General features: G+C 68.0%; 16 protein-coding genes. 11 read left to right on the top strand and 5 right to left on the bottom strand.

Annotated features, from left to right (window positions below; genetic code table 11):
- The first annotated feature begins 243 nt into the window (after positions 1-243).
- Positions 244-684, top strand: a complete 441-nt coding sequence (locus tag AC3WOH_RS18500; RefSeq protein ID WP_184857111.1) for a YciI family protein — start codon at positions 244-246, stop codon at positions 682-684.
- Between the two features lie 47 nt (positions 685-731).
- Here the strand turns inward: AC3WOH_RS18500 and AC3WOH_RS18495 are convergent, their stop codons facing one another.
- Entirely contained in the window at positions 732-1,820 is a 1,089-nt protein-coding gene (locus AC3WOH_RS18495; protein ID WP_492230778.1) for an MBL fold metallo-hydrolase, read from the bottom strand.
- Positions 1,821-1,940: 120 nt separating this feature from the next.
- Between AC3WOH_RS18495 and AC3WOH_RS18490 the strand changes: the two genes are divergently transcribed.
- From AC3WOH_RS18490 to AC3WOH_RS18450, 9 genes are read left to right on the top strand one after another with little or no spacing between them, the layout of a single operon-like run.
- On the top strand, positions 1,941-2,336 hold the full coding sequence (locus AC3WOH_RS18490; RefSeq protein ID WP_184857113.1) for a MerR family transcriptional regulator: 396 nt from the start codon (positions 1,941-1,943) through the stop codon (positions 2,334-2,336).
- A gap of 54 nt (positions 2,337-2,390) precedes the next feature.
- A complete protein-coding gene (locus AC3WOH_RS18485) occupies positions 2,391-2,852 on the top strand; it encodes a PaaI family thioesterase (protein ID WP_492230777.1) in 462 nt (153 codons plus the stop codon).
- A gap of 51 nt (positions 2,853-2,903) precedes the next feature.
- On the top strand, positions 2,904-4,094 hold the full coding sequence (locus AC3WOH_RS18480; RefSeq protein WP_492230776.1) for an isovaleryl-CoA dehydrogenase: 1,191 nt from the start codon (positions 2,904-2,906) through the stop codon (positions 4,092-4,094).
- A 41-nt stretch (positions 4,095-4,135) separates the two neighbouring features.
- Positions 4,136-4,795, top strand: coding sequence for a carbonate dehydratase (gene can / locus AC3WOH_RS18475; RefSeq protein ID WP_184857116.1), 660 nt, complete (start codon positions 4,136-4,138; stop codon positions 4,793-4,795).
- 29 nt (positions 4,796-4,824) lie between these two features.
- Positions 4,825-6,627 carry a bifunctional isocitrate dehydrogenase kinase/phosphatase gene (gene aceK, locus AC3WOH_RS18470; RefSeq protein WP_492230775.1) on the top strand — a complete coding sequence of 601 codons (1,803 nt, stop codon included), beginning with the start codon at positions 4,825-4,827 and terminating at the stop codon, positions 6,625-6,627.
- A gap of 45 nt (positions 6,628-6,672) precedes the next feature.
- Complete coding sequence (locus tag AC3WOH_RS18465; RefSeq protein ID WP_492230774.1) at positions 6,673-7,866, top strand: acetyl-CoA C-acyltransferase; 1,194 nt, start codon at positions 6,673-6,675, stop codon at positions 7,864-7,866.
- A 35-nt stretch (positions 7,867-7,901) separates the two neighbouring features.
- Positions 7,902-8,957, top strand: coding sequence for a DUF695 domain-containing protein (locus tag AC3WOH_RS18460; protein WP_492230773.1), 1,056 nt, complete (start codon positions 7,902-7,904; stop codon positions 8,955-8,957).
- A gap of 37 nt (positions 8,958-8,994) precedes the next feature.
- Positions 8,995-9,663, top strand: a complete 669-nt coding sequence (locus tag AC3WOH_RS18455) for an SDR family oxidoreductase (RefSeq protein ID WP_492230772.1) — start codon at positions 8,995-8,997, stop codon at positions 9,661-9,663.
- Positions 9,664-9,712: 49 nt separating this feature from the next.
- A complete protein-coding gene (locus AC3WOH_RS18450; protein ID WP_492230771.1) occupies positions 9,713-10,843 on the top strand; it encodes an acyl-CoA dehydrogenase family protein in 1,131 nt (376 codons plus the stop codon).
- 12 nt (positions 10,844-10,855) lie between these two features.
- Here the strand turns inward: AC3WOH_RS18450 and AC3WOH_RS18445 are convergent, their stop codons facing one another.
- The 3 genes from AC3WOH_RS18445 to AC3WOH_RS18435 are packed head-to-tail and all read right to left on the bottom strand — an operon-like array spanning position 10,856 to position 15,152.
- Complete coding sequence (locus AC3WOH_RS18445; RefSeq protein ID WP_492230770.1) at positions 10,856-12,637, bottom strand: ATP-binding protein; 1,782 nt, start codon at positions 12,635-12,637, stop codon at positions 10,856-10,858.
- A 14-nt stretch (positions 12,638-12,651) separates the two neighbouring features.
- Entirely contained in the window at positions 12,652-14,484 is a 1,833-nt protein-coding gene (locus tag AC3WOH_RS18440; RefSeq protein WP_492230769.1) for a sensor histidine kinase, read from the bottom strand.
- Positions 14,484-15,152: a LuxR C-terminal-related transcriptional regulator gene (locus AC3WOH_RS18435; RefSeq protein WP_492230768.1), complete on the bottom strand. Its 669-nt coding sequence runs from the start codon at positions 15,150-15,152 to the stop codon at positions 14,484-14,486. Before AC3WOH_RS18435 ends, AC3WOH_RS18440 begins: the two co-directional genes overlap by 1 nt.
- 290 nt (positions 15,153-15,442) lie before the next feature.
- On the opposite strand from AC3WOH_RS18435, the gene AC3WOH_RS18430 reads away from it, so the two are divergent.
- Entirely contained in the window at positions 15,443-16,594 is a 1,152-nt protein-coding gene (locus AC3WOH_RS18430) for a hypothetical protein (RefSeq protein ID WP_492230767.1), read from the top strand.
- A 15-nt stretch (positions 16,595-16,609) separates the two neighbouring features.
- Here the strand turns inward: AC3WOH_RS18430 and AC3WOH_RS18425 are convergent, their stop codons facing one another.
- Positions 16,610-17,089, bottom strand: coding sequence for a DUF421 domain-containing protein (locus AC3WOH_RS18425; protein ID WP_492230766.1), 480 nt, complete (start codon positions 17,087-17,089; stop codon positions 16,610-16,612).
- Positions 17,090-17,131 lie beyond the last annotated feature (42 nt).

The following is a 17,131-nucleotide window of genomic DNA, read 5'->3' as shown; positions in this document are numbered from 1 at the left end:
GACAGTGAAACGACTTTGCGCCGATGATAGTGCGGGTTCCCGTGTGAAAGTAGGTCATCGTCAGGCTCTTACAGCCCTCAAAACCCCTCAGTCCTTTGGATTGAGGGGTTTTGTCTTTGGGGCACCGAAAAGCGCAAGCAGCGGCCAGCAAAAAATCCTGTGGCGCATGTCGAAAGGGCGGGCCATGATCCGTCGTGTATGCAGAGCCAGGTTGGGCTCTGACCACCACACGAGGAGATCCCGATGCGATTCATGGTACTGATCAAGGCCGATGCGAACAGCGAAGCCGGCGTGATGCCCAGTGAGCAATTGCTGGCCGAGATGGGGCGTTTCAACGAGGAGCTGGTGAATGCGGGCGTGATGCAGGCGGGCGAGGGCCTGCACCCCAGTTCCAAAGGCGCCCGCGTGCGCTTCTCGGGCAAGGAACGCCAGGTGATCGATGGCCCCTTTGCCGAGACCAAGGAGTTGATTGCCGGCTTCTGGATCTGGAAGTGCGCCTCGCTCGATGAGGCCATTGCCTGGCTCAAGCGCTGCCCGAATCCCATGCTCGGCGAGTCCGAGGTCGAGATCCGCCAGGTGTTCGAGGCCGAGGACTTTGGCGCCGAGCTGACCCCGGAGCTGCGCGCCCAGGAGGACCAGCTGCGCACACGCGTCGAAGAGCAGTTGCGCCAGCAGGACGCTTGAAACGGCGCCGCCCCAATGCGGCCCAGTGCGGCCGGCCGCGCAGGCCGTCAGCCGTGCCCGATGGCGGCTGCGGGAGGCCCGAAGCGGTAGACACCCTCGCCATCGATGCTGCGCTCGAAGCCACCATCGAGCCACAGCAGGTGCAGGTGGGCCAGGGCCTCGCCCAGGGCAAAGGTCATCTGGTGCGGGTCCAGCGGGCGCTTGAACATCACGGGCAGCACATCCATGGCCGACAGGGGCCGGGCCGCGCTGGCGGCATCGACGATTTCCTGCAGGCGTTCCTGGTGGTGGCTTTGCAGCTGCGCGATGCGCACATGCAGGCCGGTGAAGGGCTTGCCATGCGAAGGCAGGGTCAAGGTGCCGGCCGGCAGCGCCAGGTAGCGCTTGATCGAGGTGAGGAACAGGCGCAGCGGGTCGGCCTCGGGCTCGGCCGCATGCACGCTCACATTGGTGGAGATGCGCGGCAGCACCATGTCGCCGCTGATCAGGACATCTACCTCCGGGCAATGCAGGGCGATGTGCTCGGGTGCGTGGCCATAGCCGCTGATGCAGTTCCACCGGCGCCCGCCGATCTCGATGCTGTCGCCATCCAACATGCGCCGGTAAGTGCCGGGCAGGTCCGGCACCATGGACTGGTAGTACGAACCCCGGCCCTGCACATGGCTGAGAAACTCTTCGTTGCGCGCGCCATGGGCCAGGTAGAAATCGGCACTGGCCTCCCCGCTGAAGCCGTCGCTATGGATGGCCGCGCGGGCTGCGTAGTAATCCGTGGCGCTGATCCACAGGCGCGCACTCCAGCGCGCGCACAGCCAGTGCGCCAGACCGATGTGGTCGGGGTGCATGTGGGTCACGATCACGCGCAGGATGGGCAGGCCCTCCAGGCTGGAGGCGAACACCTCCTCCCACTGCGCGCGCGTGAGCGGGTTGTCGATGCAGCAGTCCACCACCGTCCAGCCGTCGACCAACTGGTTGCCCACCGGCTGGCGGTCGCGCAGCAGCCACAGGTTGATGTGGTCCAGCGCAAACGGCAGGCCCATGCGGATCCAGCGCACCCCGGGGGCCACGTCCATGGCCGTGCCGGGTGCGGGCAGCACATCGCCCAGGGGGTAGGTGATTTGGTGTTCGAGGGGATTCATGGAGGGGCCTGCTTGGGTTAGCATTGACGTTAACGTAAACGTCAGATTGATTGCATTGTAGGGACGCTTTGCGCATCGGCTGTCGCCCGTGCGAAACCCGCCTCTCTGCACACCCAGCCCATGGCCACCTCCTACACCATCAGCGATCTCGCCAAAGAGTTCGATCTCACGACGCGCGCCATGCGCTTCTACGAAGACATGGGCCTCTTGCAGCCCGAGCGTACCGGCCCGGCGGGCCGCAACCGCATCTACAGCGCGCGCGACCGCACCCGGCTGCGCCTGACCCTGCGCGCCAAGCGCCTGGGCCTGTCGCTGACCGAGGCCAAGGAGATCATCGACCTCTACGACAGCCCACGCGACACGGGCGCCCAACTGCGCAAGTTCCTGGAAGTCCTGGGAGCCCACCGCAAGCAGCTGGAAGAGCAACTGGCCGATCTGCAGGCCAACCTGGAAGAGGTGGAAGAGCACGAACAGGAAGCACGGGCATTGCTCGACAAGGTGGAATCGCAAAAATGAGCCATAATTGACGTTTACGTAAACGTCAATTCGTGCATCTTTCAGGAAACTGCCGTGACCAGCCCTGCTTTCGAGGTGAGAACCCCGCACTATGCGGAGCGCGTGCGTGACAGCTTTGCCCTGCAGGGTGCCATGCAGACGCTGGGCGCCCGCCTGGCACGCGTCGAGCCCGGTGCGGTAGACATCGAACTCGACTGGGCGACGGGCCTCACCCAGCAGCATGGCTTTCTGCATGCCGGCATGGTGGCCACGGCCCTCGATTCGGCCTGCGGCTACGCCGGCTTCACCCTGATGGGCGAAGACGCGGCCGTGCTCACCATCGAATTCAAGATCAACCTGCTGGCCCCTGCCCAGGGCGAGCGCTTTCGCATGGAAGGCCGGGTGCTCAAGCCCGGCCGCACCATCACCGTGACCGAGGGGCGCGCCTATGCCACCGGTCCCCAGGGCGAAAAGCTGGTGGCCACCATGGGCTGCACGCTGATGGCCGTGACCGGCCGAGAGAACATCCGCAACTGAGTCGTTCGTACCCCGAATCTGCACCACTTACTTCCTACCAGGAGACAAACCATGAGCATCCCCGCGAACCTGCCCGGCCTGAACTTCCAACTGGGTGAAGACATCGACGCCTTGCGCGACGCCGTGCGCGACTTTGCCCAGGCCGAGATCGCCCCGCGCGCCGCCGAGATCGACAAGAGCGACCAGTTCCCCATGGACCTGTGGCGCAAGATGGGCGAGCTCGGCGTGCTGGGCATCACCGTGCCCGAGCAGTACGGCGGCGCCGCCATGGGCTACCTGGCCCACATGGTGGCCATGGAAGAGATCTCGCGCGCCAGCGCCTCGGTGGGCCTGTCCTACGGCGCGCACAGCAACCTGTGCGTGAACCAGATCAACCGCAACGGCAGCGAGGCACAGAAGGCCAAGTACCTGCCCAAGCTGATCAGCGGCGAGCACGTGGGCGCCCTGGCCATGAGCGAGCCCGGTGCCGGCTCCGACGTGATCAGCATGAAGCTCAAGGCCGAGGACAAGGGCGGCTACTACCTGCTCAACGGCAGCAAGATGTGGATCACCAACGGCCCCGACGCCGACACCCTGGTGGTCTATGCCAAGACCGAGCCCGAGCTGGGCGCGCGGGGTGTCACGGCTTTCCTGATCGAGAAGGGCATGCCCGGCTTCAGCATCGCGCAAAAGCTCGACAAGCTGGGCATGCGCGGCAGCCACACGGGCGAGCTGGTGTTCAACAACGTCGAAGTGCCCGCCTCGCAGGTGCTGGGCGGCCTGAACCAGGGCGCCAAGGTGCTCATGAGCGGCCTGGACTACGAGCGCGCGGTATTGACCGGAGGACCTCTGGGGATCATGCAATCGGTGATGGACAACGTCATCCCTTACATTCACGACCGCAAGCAGTTCGGCCAGAGCATTGGCGAATTCCAGCTCATCCAGGGCAAGGTGGCCGACATGTACACCGTGCTCCAGGCGGGGCGCTCGTTTGCCTACACCGTGGCCAAGAACCTCGACATGCTGGGAACCGACCATGTGCGCCAGGTCCGCAAGGACTGCGCCAGCGTCATCCTCTGGTGTGCCGAGAAGGCCACCTGGATGGCGGGCGAGGGCGTGCAGATCTTCGGCGGCAACGGTTACATCAACGAGTACCCCCTGGGGCGCCTGTGGCGTGATGCCAAGCTGTACGAGATCGGCGCCGGCACGAGCGAGATCCGCCGCATGCTGATCGGCCGGGAACTGTTTGCCGAGACCTGCTGACCTCCGGCAGGCCGATCCACCTTTTTGAGAGCCGAGACCCCATGAGCACCTCCATCGAAGACCTGTTTGTCCACAACCGCGCCTGGGCGGCCCAGATGGAGCGTGAGCGCCCCGGCTTCTTCACCGGCCTGCTGGCCCAGCAAAAGCCCAAGTACATGTGGATCGGCTGCTCCGACAGCCGCGTGCCCGCCAACCAGATCACCGGCCTGGAGCCTGGCGAGGTCTTCGTGCACCGCAACGTGGCCAACGTCGTGGTGCCCACCGACCTGAACTGCCTGTCGACCATCCAGTACGCGGTGGACCAGCTGCGCATCGAGCACCTCATGGTTGTGGGCCACTATGGCTGCGGCGGTGTGCTGGCCGCGCTCGAAGGCATCCGCGTGGGTCTGGCCGACAACTGGATCCGCCACGTGGCGGACGTGCGCGACCGCCACCGCGATCTGATCGCCTCCATCGCCCCCGAATGGCGCCACGACGTGCTGTGCGAGCTCAACGCCATCGAGCAGGTGGTCAACATCGCCCAGACCACGGTGATGCTCGACGCCTGGGGCCGCGGCCAGAAGGTCACGCTGCACGGCTGGTGCTACGGCCTCAAGGACGGCCTGATCAACAACCTGCACATGACGGTGGACAGCACCGAGGGCCTGGAGTCGCTGTACAAGGCGGCCATCGCCGGCGTGGCGGAAACCCGGCGGGGCTGAGCCGGCAGGTCCTGCAGGAGCGCCCGCCCATGTTCCCGCAACGGCTCGATGCGCCCCAGGCGTATGACATCGCCAAGGCGATGATGGACGGTTTCAACCGCCACTACCGCCTGTTCCGCACCGAGTCCGCGCGCGCCAAGCACCGTTTCGAGACGGCCGACTGGCATGGCCAGCAGCGCGCCCAGCGCGAGCGCATCGAGTTCTACGACCTGCGCGTCAAGGAATGTGTGCGCCGGCTCGAAAAGGAGTACGACGCGGGCCGTCAGCCCATGGACGTGTGGCACCAGGTCAAGCTCCACTACATCGGTCTGCTGGTCAACCACCACCAGCCCGAGCTGGCCGAGACCTTCTTCAACTCGGTGACCTGCAAGATCCTGCACCGCACGCATTTCCACAACGACTTCATCTTCGTGCGGCCCGCGGTCAGCACCGAGTACATCGAGAACGAAGAGCCCGCCGCCCGGCCGACCTACCGCGCCTACTACCCGGCACGCGAGAGCCTGCAGGGCACGCTCACGCGCATCATCGACAACTTCCAGCTGCAGGGCGAGTTCGCCGACCTGCAGCGCGACACCGGCCATGTGCTGCGCGCCATGCAGGGCCGGCTGGACAAGGTGCGCCTGCGCGCCAACTTCCAGATCCAGGTGCTGGCCAGCCTGTTCTTTCGCAACAAGGGCGCCTACGTGGTGGGCAAGATCATCAACGGCTTCAACGAAGTGCCGTTCGCCCTGCCCATCCTGCACGACGCCGACGGCAAGCTCTGCATCGATGCGGCGCTGTTCGGCGAGGACGACCTGCAGATGCTGTTCAGCTTTGCGCGCGCCTACTTCATGGTGGACATGGAGATCCCCAGCGCCTACGTGCAGTTCCTGCGCAGCCTCATGCCGCGCAAGCCGCGCGCCGAGATCTACAACGCCCTGGGCCTGGCCAAGCAGGGCAAGACGCTGTTCTACCGCGACTTCCTCTACCACCTGCGGCATTCGAGTGACCGCTTTCGCATTGCGCCCGGCATCAAGGGCATGGTCATGCTGGTGTTCGACCTGCCGTCCTTCCCCTTCGTGTTCAAGCTCATCAAGGACTACTTCCCGCACCAGAAGGAGACCACGCGCGAGCAGATCAAGGCCAAGTACCTCTTGGTCAAGCAGCACGACCGTGTGGGGCGCATGGCCGACACGCTCGAATACAGCGAGGTGGCCTTTCCGCGCGAGCGTTTCGACGACGAGCTGATCGCCGAGATCCAGAAGTTCGCACCCAGCCAGCTGGAGATCAGCGACCGCGACGGCGATGGCCAGACCGAGGTCATCATCAAGCACCTGTACATCGAGCGGCGCATGATCCCGCTCAACATCTACCTGCAGGAAGCCTTCGACACCGGCCTTTCGGACCCGCGCGCGCGCCAGCAGATGGAGCGCAGTGTCATCGAGTACGGCAATGCCATCAAGGACCTGGTGGCCGCCAATATCTTTCCGGGCGACATGCTGTGGAAGAACTTCGGCGTCACGCGCAACGGCAAGGTGGTGTTCTACGACTACGACGAGATCGAATACCTGACCGACTGCCACTTCCGCCGCGTGCCCGCGCCGCGCAACGAAGAGGAAGAGATGAGCGGCGAAGTCTGGTACCCCGTGGGCCCGCGCGACGTGTTCCCCGAGACCTTCGGCCCCTTCCTGCTGGGCAACGACGCCGTGCGCGCCGTGTTCATGCAGCACCACGCCGACCTACTGGACGCCGCCTTCTGGCAATCGCACAAGGAGCGCATCCAGGCCGGCCATGTGTACGACGTGTTCCCCTACGACACGGACCGGCGTTTCCTCGACCGTCCGCGCGACTGATTTTTTGATTTGCCCCCCATCCAACCCACTGCAGGAGACATTGCCATGAGCAACCACCCCCAAGACCCCATCGTCATCGTCGGCGCCGCACGCACCCCCATGGGTTCGCTGCAGGGCGACTTTTCCAGCCTGGCCGCCCATGACCTGGGCGGCGCCGCCATCAAGGCCGCGCTGGAACGCGCCGGCGTGCAGCCCGAGGCCGTGGGCGAGGTGCTCTTCGGCAACTGCCTGATGGCCGGCCAGGGCCAGGCGCCCGCGCGCCAGGCGGCCTTCAAGGGCGGCCTGCCCAAGGGCGCAGGCGCGGTCACGCTGTCCAAGATGTGCGGCTCGGGCATGAAGGCTGCGATGATGGCCCACGACATGCTCTTGGCCGGCACGCACGACGTCATGGTGGCGGGCGGCATGGAAAGCATGACCAACGCCCCCTACCTGCTGCAGAAGGGTCGCGGCGGCTACCGCCTGGGCCATGACCGCATCTTCGACCACATGATGCTCGACGGCCTGGAAGACGCCTACGAACCCGGCCGCTCCATGGGCACCTTCGGCGAGGACTGCGCGGCCAAGTACCAGTTCACGCGCGAACAGCAGGACGCCTTTGCCACGGCCAGCGTGCAGCGCGCCAAGGCGGCCACCGAGTCGGGCGCCTTTGCGGCCGAGATCGTGCCCGTCACCGTCAAGTCCCGCACGGGCGAGACCGTGGTTTCGGTGGACGAAGGCCCGGGCAAGGTCAAGCTCGAGAAGATCGCCACCTTGAAGCCCGCCTTCAAGAAGGACGGCACCATCACCGCCGCATCGAGCTCCAGCATCAACGACGGCGCGGCCGCGCTGGTGATGATGCGTGAATCGACCGCCAAGAAGCTCGGCGCCAAGCCCCTGGCCCGCGTGGTGAGCCATGCCACGCACGCGCAGGAGCCCGAGTGGTTCGCAACCGCCCCGCTGGGCGCCACGCAGAAGGCCCTGGCCAAGGCCGGCTGGGAGGTGGGCGACGTGCAGCTGTGGGAGATCAACGAGGCCTTTGCCGTGGTGCCCATGGCGCTCATGAAGGAACTTGACCTGTCGCACGACAAGGTCAACGTGAATGGCGGTGCCTGCGCCCTGGGCCACCCCATCGGTGCCAGCGGTGCGCGCATCCTGGTCACGCTGATCCATGCGCTCAAGGCCCGCGGACTGACCAAGGGCCTGGCCACGCTGTGCATCGGCGGCGGCGAGGCCACGGCCATGGCCATCGAACTCGCCTGATACTGGGGCCTTTGAACTCCCTCGGACCTGCCACCATGGAATCTGAAGTCCCCACCCCCATCGACCCCGCCACCATCGCCGCCTTCTGGCAGGCCTTCTCGGATGCGGAGGCCTCCCTGCATGCCTTGCCGCTGCGCGAGCGGGTGGAGCAGGGCAATGAGCTGCTCGAGCAGCACCTGAGCGGGCTGGCGCTGGAGATCTCGGGGGGCGCGGAGGACGAGGTGGTGGACCTGATCGTCACCGCGCATGGCAGCAGCGACCGCTTTCCGCTCTTGATGCAGGTGGTGGCCGCGGCGCCCCGGCTGCGCCACCACCGCGTGCGCGCATTCCGCGAGCGCACGCGCCAGCCGGACTTTCCCATCGGCATGGACGGCTTCGAGCTGTCCACTTCCGAGGTGCTGATCGCGCTGGGCCAGGACGACGGGCAGGCGGCGCTGGAGATCCGCTTCGGCCGCGAGATCCCGCAGGACTTCCAGGACCACGCGCGCAACATGGCCTTCATCATGATCGACCATGTGCTCGGGGAGTACGACTTTGCCGTTAAGGTCGGTGCCGTGGATTTCGTCGAGGAGTCCCTGGACCCCGATGCCGAGTGGACGCCCCTGTCGCTGCTGCCCCCCGTGTTCGACCGCTACTGGGTCGAGGCCCTGGGCCGTTCCGGTGAGTTTCCCACCGGGGAGCACGAGTGGGACGGCATGACCTTGGTCTTCGGCGGTGCCGATGGCGATGGGGCCGAGCCCAGGGACGAGGCCATCGTGATGATCAACCGCAGTGCCAACCCGGTCGCCATGCGGGCCGATCTGGCCTATGCGCTCATCCTGGACCTGGCGGTGGCGGATGGCGACGAACTGGACGCCGTGCGCGACCTGCAGGACCAGGCGGCCACCCTGCTGGAGCTGCCGCAGCTGGGCATCCTGGCCTACACCATGACCCGGGCCGGGCGCCGCAAGGCGGTGTACTACGTGGGCGACGAGCAGATGGCCAAGCAGGCCCTGGCACCGCTGCTGCTGCGCGACGAGGCCGAGTCCCTGGAGCTGTCCGTCACCTTCGACCCCGCCTGGTCCGGCTATTTCGAATTCGCCGTGCATTGACGGTTCTTTTTTTGCTTTTATCTGAACGGGACCCGGCATGGCCACCATCCTCATCATCGGCGCGTCGCGCGGCATCGGCCTGGAACTGGTGCGCCAGTACACGGAGGCAGGCGAGCGTGTGATCGCGACCGCACGCGACGACGCGGGGCGCGAACGCCTGCAGGCGCTGGGCGCCCAGGTGCTCACCGTCGACGTGGCCAATCCCGCCAGCGTGAGCGGCCTGGCCTGGCTGCTCGACGGCGAGAAGATCGACCTGGCGCTGTATGTGGCCGGTGTGATCCGCCGGCCCAACGCGCTCACGCCCCCCACGCAGCAGGATTTCGACGCGGTGATGCGCACCAACGTGCTGGGTGCCATGCAGGCCCTGCCCCAGGTGGCGCCGATGGTGGCCGACGCGCAGGGCGTGTTCGCCTTCGTGTCTTCCTCCATGTCGCAGATCGGCAGCGTGGACGACAGCGAGTCCTGGCTGTACCGCACCAGCAAGGCCGCCCTCAACATGGCCGTGGCCTCGGCCCAGCACGACTACCCGGGCGCCATCCTTGTCACCATCGACCCGGGCTGGGTGCAGACCGAGATGGGCGGTGGCGAGGCGCCCCTCACGGTGCAGGAGAGCGTGCAGGGCATGCGCAGCACCCTGGCGGGCGTGACCGCGGCCGACAAGGGCCGCCTGCTGCACCACGATGGCCGGCGCGCCGCGCACTGGTAAGACCCCCTTCTTCATTGATTCCAAAGACGAGATTCCGGAGACGACACCCATGCTGCTGACCCAAGACCAGGAAATGATCCGTGACGCCGTGCGCGACTTCGCGCAGGCCGAGCTGTGGCCCCACGCCGCGCGCTGGGACAAGGAGCACCATTTCCCCAAAGAGGCGCACCAGGGCCTGGCTGCGCTGGGCGCCTACGGCATCTGCGTGCCCGAGGAGTTCGGCGGCGCCAACCTGGACTACCTCACACTGGCCCTGGTGCTCGAAGAGATCGCCGCGGGCGATGGTGGCACCAGCACTGCCATCAGCGTGACCAACTGCCCGGTCAACGCCATCCTCATGCGCTACGGCAACGCGCAGCAGAAGAAGGACTGGCTCACCCCACTGGCCCAGGGCCGCATGCTGGGTGCCTTCTGCCTGACCGAGCCGCATGTGGGCTCGGACGCATCGGCCCTGCGCACCACGGCCGTGCGCGAGGGCGACGCGTACGTGATCAACGGCGTCAAGCAGTTCATCACCAGCGGCAAGAACGGCCATGTGGCCATCGTCATCGCCGTGACCGACAAGGGCGCGGGCAAGAAGGGCATGAGCGCCTTCCTCGTGCCCACCGACAACCCCGGCTACGTGGTGGCGCGGCTCGAAGACAAGCTGGGCCAGCACAGCAGCGACACGGCGCAGATCAATTTCGACAACTGCCGCATCCCGGCCGAGAACCTGATCGGCGCCGAGGGCGAGGGCTACAAGATCGCGCTCGGTGCGCTCGAAGGTGGGCGCATCGGCATCGCCGCGCAGAGCGTGGGCATGGCGCGCAGCGCCTTCGAGGCGGCACTGGCCTACTCCAAGGAACGCGAGAGCTTTGGCACCGCCATCTTCAACCACCAGGCCGTGGGCTTTCGCCTGGCCGACTGCGCCACGCAGATCGAGGCCGCGCGCCAGCTCATCTGGCATGCGGCCGCGCTGCGCGATGCCGGGCGCCCCTGCCTCAAGGAAGCCGCCATGGCCAAGCTCTTCGCCAGCGAGATGGCCGAGCGCGTCTGCAGCGCCGCCATCCAGACCCTGGGCGGCTACGGCGTGGTGAACGACTTCCCGGTGGAGCGCATCTACCGCGATGTGCGCGTGTGCCAGATCTACGAAGGCACGAGCGACGTGCAGAAGATCATCATCCAGCGTGCGCTGGCCTGAGGGCTCGCAGGCTCAGGCGTCCGGCGCCCGCAGCCACTGCGTGAGCAGGGTGTGCAGCGTGTCGGCGTCGACCGGCTTGCGCAGCACCAGGTAGCCCTGGGCGTCGGCCTCCTGCAGCTCCGGGGCGTCGAATTCGCCGCTGACCATGGCGCCGTGGGCGTGGGGGCAGCGCTCCAGCAGGGCCAGCAGCACCTCGAAGCCGCTTTCACCCGAGCGCAGGCGCTGGTCGCAGAGCATGGCCTGGGGCGTGAAGCCGGCGTCGATGTGGGCAAAGGCCTCGTGCGCGTCCGAGGCCAGCCGCACCTCCACGCCCCAGGTGCCGAGCAGGGCCGCCCAGGCGCCACGCACATGCGGGTCATCGTCGAGCACCAGGCAGCGCCCGGCCAGCAGGGCGTGGCGCCCTGTGGCGCCCTGGGGGGCCAGCGGGGAGTCCGGTGGTGGCGCGTCGGTGGCGGGCAGATCGATCCAGAAGCACGAGCCCTTGCCGAGCCGCGAGCGCAGGCCCTGCCGGGCCCCCATCAGCGCGACGCAGCGCGCCACCACGGCCAGCCCCAGGCCGTGGCCGCTGCGGTGCAACTGCCATGCATGCTGGGGCCGGTAGAAGGCCTGGTAGATCTGGCCCTGTTCTTCCAGCGCCACCCCGACGCCCGTGTCCCATACCTCGATGCGCCAGTGGCTGCCGCGGCGCCGCGCACCCACCAGCACGCCGCCATGCGGCGTGTAGCGCAGCGCGTTGTGCACCAGGTTGGCCAGCGACTGGCGTGCCAGGGCCGGGTCGGCCAGCACGCTGGCCTGGGCCGGCGGGCGGCGCAGGCGCAAGGCCAGCCCGCGTGCGCCGGCCTCGGCCGCGAACTGCGTGTGCAGGTCATCGAACAGGCTGTGCAGCAGCAGCGGAGCGGGCCGCAGCTCCACCGCGCCCGACTCGATGCGCGACAGGTCCAGCAGGGCATCGAACAGATGGCTCACCGAGCGCATGCTGAGCCGCCATTGCGTGAGCAGGTCTTGCAGCCGCGGGATGTCCTTGCCGTGCAGGGCGATGGCTTCGGCCAGCAGGCCCATGGCGTGCACGGGCTGGCGCAGGTCGTGCGCGGCCGTGCTCAGGAAGCGGTTCTTCTCGGCCAGCGCCGTCTCGGCCGCGCTGCTGGCCTGGCGGTAGCGCTCGGCCAGGTCCCGGCTGTGCTCTTCGAGCGCCACCTGGCGCACAAAAAAGCGGTGCGAATGGATGGCACTGCGGTAGATCACCGCCATCATCACCAGGGCAATGGGCAGGGTGAAGTACCAGTGGCTTGCGAAGGCCCAGGGCATCAGCACCAGGCTGCCCCCCATGCCGAAGAAGAAGGCGCGGTAGATCTGCCAGGAGGCAGACATCTGGGCAGCGTGGACGGCGACCGTGCCGATCAGGGCGGCATACACCAGCAGCATGAAGTCATAGCTGGCACTGCCCATGGGCAGTGCCACGGCCGATGCCAGCGCCAGGCCATGGGCCAGTGCCAGCCGCTGCACCCTGGGCTGCCAGGTGGCGAGCAGATCGGCGGGAGCTCGTTCGAGCTGTTCGCGCCGGTAGCGGCGCAGCAGGTGCCATGCATACCCCAGGGCCGGCAGGTACAAAGCGCCCCCCACGAAAAAGCCCCGGGGGTTGCCGCCCAGCCAGGCCAGCAGCCCGCCGAACAGAAAGCCCATGGCCGGCATGGCTGCCATGCTCAGGCGCAGGCGTGCGAAGGCGGCACTCAGCAGCCGCAGGCGGCCTTCATCGCTGGGCCGCGGGGCGTCTGGCGGGCGTTCTGCCGTGTCCATGTGCAACGGCTCCATCAGTGGCCAGGCCGGGGGTGGAGCCACTGGGCCAGCACGGCATGCAGCCGGACCACATCGAGCGGCTTGGGCAGCACCAGGTAGCCTTCGCTTTCGGCCTCCTGCAGCTCGGGCGAGTGCAGTTCGCCACTGACCATGGCGCCATGGGCATCGGGGCAGTGCGCCATCAGCGCGCGCAGGATGTCGAAGCCGCTCTCGCCTGAGCGCAGGCGCTGGTCACACAGGATGGCCTGCGGCGTGAAGCCCTGGCCCACCAGCGCCCAGGCTTCGCCGGCGCAGCTGGCGAAGCGCGCCGTGATGCCCCAGGCCTGCAGCAGGGCTGCCCACGCGGCCGCCACCTGCGGGTCATCGTCGATGACCAGGCAGCGGCCTGCCAGCGGGCCCAGGCCGAGGCGGTCGCGGCCTCCTTCGGCCGCGGCGCTCCACGCCGCGCTGTCCAGGCGGGCGCCAACGGGCGCTTGGGCGATGGGGCGGGCCTCGGGCAGGTGCAGCCAGAAGCGCGAGCCCCGGCCCAGGCGCGATGCGAGCCCGTAGTCGGCGCCCATCAGCTTGGCACAGCGCGCCACCACGGCCAGGCCCAGACCGTGGCCGTTGTTGTCGATGCCCCAGGCGTGCTGCGGGCGGTAGAAAGGCGAGTAGATGCGCAACTGGTCCTCCAGGGCCACGCCCACACCGGTGTCCCAGACCTCGACCTGCCAGCCCGCGCGGCGCCGGCGCGCGGTGAGCAGCACCCCGCCCTGCAGGGTGTAGCGCAGTGCGTTGTGCACCAGGTTCACGACCGACTGGCGCAGCAGGTCCGCATCGGCCAGCACGCCGGCCTGGGGGCCCGGCAGGCGCACCCGCAGCTGCAGGCCGCGCGTGCGCGCCTCTTCGCGAAACAGCGTGAGCACGTCGCCCAACAGGCCATCCAGGGCCACCGGAGTGGCGTGCACGGCCACATGGCCACCTTCGATGCGCGACAGGTCGAGCAGCGCGTTGAACATCTGGTTGACCGAGTGCACGCTGCGCTGCAGGTCGGCCAGTGGCGCATCCAGGCCGTGGTCGCGGTTGCGCCGCGCGATGGCCGCGGCCAGCAGGCCCATGGCGTGCACGGGCTGGCGCAGGTCGTGCGCAGCGGTGCTCAGAAAGCGGTTCTTCTCCTCCAGGGCCGCCTGGGCCTCGTCACGTGCCGCCAGGTAGCGTGCAGCCATCTGGGCGCCGCGTTCCTCCAGCCGGATCTGCTGCACGAAGAAGCGGTGCGTCCTTTGGGCGTGGCGGTAGATGGCCAGGCTGAGCAGCAGCGCCAGCGGCACGATGGCATGCCAGTGCTCTGGAAACACCCAGACCAGCAGGGGCAACGAGGCATTCCAGCCCGCCATGTACAAGCGCATGAACACGCCGAGCACGGGCGTCTGCAGGGTGGCGTTGCCGACCACGATGGCGGCATTGGTCACCAGCAGCAGCAGGGCGAAGTCGTAGCCCGCATGGCCGGCCACGATGGCCAGGGGCGCGCTGATGCCTAGCCCGTGCAGCAAGGCGCATGTTTCGAGCCGGGGCTGCCACTTGCGCACCAGCGCCTCGGCATCCAGGCGCTCGCGGTCGCGCAGGTGGATGCGGCGCTGCACGGACATCGCCAGGGCAAACAGGGTGTAGAAGCCGCACCACAGCCACATCCCGCGCGCGTCGTTCTCGCGCGCATAGAACAGCGTGAGTGCCAGCGACACCAGCGGCAGCACGCAGATGCTGGTGAGCAGAAAGCCGAAGGTCATCTCCAGCAGGCGCGCCTGCCCCTCGCTGCTGATGGGGGCGTCGTCGGACCAATCGGCCGGTGGCACGGCCGCGGGCGAGGCCATCAGCCCGCAGGCCCTGTGGCCAGCACCAGCCTGCGCCCGCGCAGCTGGGTGATGGCCTCGATGCGGTTGCGCGCGCCCAGGCGCTGCAGGATGGCGGTGACATGCTCCTTGACCGTGCTTTCCGACAGGGTCAGGTCCAGTGCGATGCGCTTGTTGGGCTGGCCCATCAGCACCAGGGCGAGGATTTCGCCCTGGCGGGTGGACAGGCCCAGCTCGGCCGGCGTCACCGGCAGTTCACGGCTGCGCAGCCCGCCGGCCTGCAGGCGGCTGGGGGGCACAAACCAGGTCAGCCCGCCCAGCAGCGCATGCACGGCCTGGGCAAAGGTGCCCGGGCTCTCCTGCTTGTGCAGGAAACCGTGGGCGCCCCCTGCACGGGCGCGTTCGCCCAGCAAAGGGTCGTCGTCGCCGCTCATCACCACGATGGGCGTCTCGGGGCAGCGTGCCCGCAGTTGCGCAATGAGGCCCAGCGCCGCCCCTTCGGCCAGCCAGAAATCGATCAGGGCCAGCGCGGGAGTGCCGTGCAGCACCACCTGCTGCAGGCAGTCGGCCGCATCGGTGGCCAGCCGCACTTCCAGATCGGGGCGCAGCGAGCGCAGGAACTCTGCCACGCCGCGCGCAACCAGGGGGTGGTCATCGAGGATGAGGGCGTAGGGGGGCGTGGCGGGCATTCGGTGGCGTGTCGTGGCAGGCGCAGGCAAATTCTGCCAAGTGTGGCGCAAGCAGGCTGCCGCGCAAACCCTACCGCAGTAGGGTTTCCGCAGGGCAAGGGTTGCGATGCGCGCGCGTGGCGGCCTGCAACATCCGGATACCTTGTGGGCCGGGTCGCGGCATGCGGGTGGTGATCCGCGTCACCAGCCCCCGCGGGCTGCCAGCCGGACACTGGTGGCACACCAACCAGGTGGACACCAGAGGGCGCAGTTCCGCGTTCGGAGTGCCCACCACTTCGAGAGGAGTTTCCATGTCCATGACCCGAACCCCGGGCGCCATGCGCCTTGAATGGCCTGCCGCGCGCAGGCTCGCCCCTGCTGCCAAGGCCTTGCTGGCAGGGGCTGCCCTGGGCGCGCTCTGCGCCTGTGGCGGAGGCGGTGGCAGCGACAGCCCTGCGACGGGCGGCGAACCCGGCACACCCACCACACCCACCACGCCGACCACGCCGACCACGCCCCCGGCCGAGGTGCGCTGGACGGTCGGCGGAACGGTATCCGGCCTGGCCGCGGGCCAGACGCTGGTGCTGCAGAACCAGGGCACGGACGATTTCACGCTCGGTGCCAACGGCGCGTTTGTGATGGCCGCCAGCTGGCCTGCGGGCAGCCGCTACGACGTGGCCGTCAAGACCCAGCCGACCGGGCAGCTGTGCACGGTGGCGCGGGGCTCGGGCACCTTGTCCGCTGCGGTGACCGATGTCGCCATCGCCTGCGAAACCCTGCCCGTCGCCATGTACACGCTGGGGGGCACGGTGAGCGGCCTGGCCTCGGGCTCCTCGCTGGTGCTGCACACCAGTGCGGGCGAGAGCCTGCCGATTGCCGCCGATGGGCGCTTCACTTTTACGACCCCCTTGCCCGGCGGGGCCGACTACACCGTGACCGTGCAGAGTGGGCCGGCTGTCCAGCAATGCGCCGTGCGCAACGGCACGGGCACCATGCCGCACTCCCTGGTGGACTGGCTCAGCGTGCGCTGCACTGTGCCGGGCGCCTTGCCGCAGGGGCTGTGGGTGCAGGAGACCTGCCAGCCGCCCGGCGCGCTCGGGCCCTCCAGCCGCGTGGTCCTGCAGTTCGGTGAGGCCACCGCAGGTTCCCTCAGCTACAACAGCGGCTGGGTCTACTACCCCAGCGAGGCATGCCCGGGCGAGGGCCGGTACAACGCCGGGCCCAAGGTCGGTGTCCGCAGCTTCAAGGTCGAGCGGACCGAGGGTTCGGCGCAATTCGCGGCGCACTGGGGAAGCTCGGACCTGCTGCTGCCCGTCTCGGAACGCAAGGACGTATGGGTGCGCAAGGAGGCACGCTTGTGCATCCTGGAGGGGGCCACGCAGGCGACCTATCCCACGCTCGCCAGCCTGGAGCCGGCGGTCACCGCTGCGATCGCTGGCGGCAAGTGCTACACGCCCTACTGAAGAACCACGGGCGATTCAACCGGCGCTGTCGCGCCTGCGCAGCACCACGGTGATCTGGCCGTTGGTCTCGATGGTGGCACGCTCCACCTCGTGCAGGTGCAGGCAGCCGCCGGCGCGCAGCGCGGCCTCCAGGTCGTCGGTGGACAGCAGCTCCTTGCGCATCAGGTCGGCGCGCACCTGGCCGTGCTCCACCAGCACGCGCGGGGTGCCGTCGATCAGGCGCTCCAGCCAGGGGGTGCGGAAGGTCATGTGGGCCAGCACCACATGGCAGGCGATCAGCGTGGTGGCCGAGATCAGGCCGCCGATGAGCGAGTTGTCGCCCGCGTTCATCGAGTTCTGCACCGCGTTCGACAGGATCAGCAGCAGCACGAGGTCAAAGGGCGCGTACTGCCCCGTCTGGCGCTTGCCCGTGAGGCGCAGGAACACCAGCAGGAAGACATAGACCACCACCCCGCGCAGCACGAATTCCCACCACGGCACGCTCATGTTCCACATCGTTGCTCTCCTCGCAAAAGGGGTTGTCCTGCGCGCCAGTCT

The organism is Acidovorax sp. FW305-C-20-28, from assembly GCF_058783375.1.
Note: the sequence above shows the minus strand (reverse complement) of the source record. Positions and strands in the feature narration are given on the sequence as shown.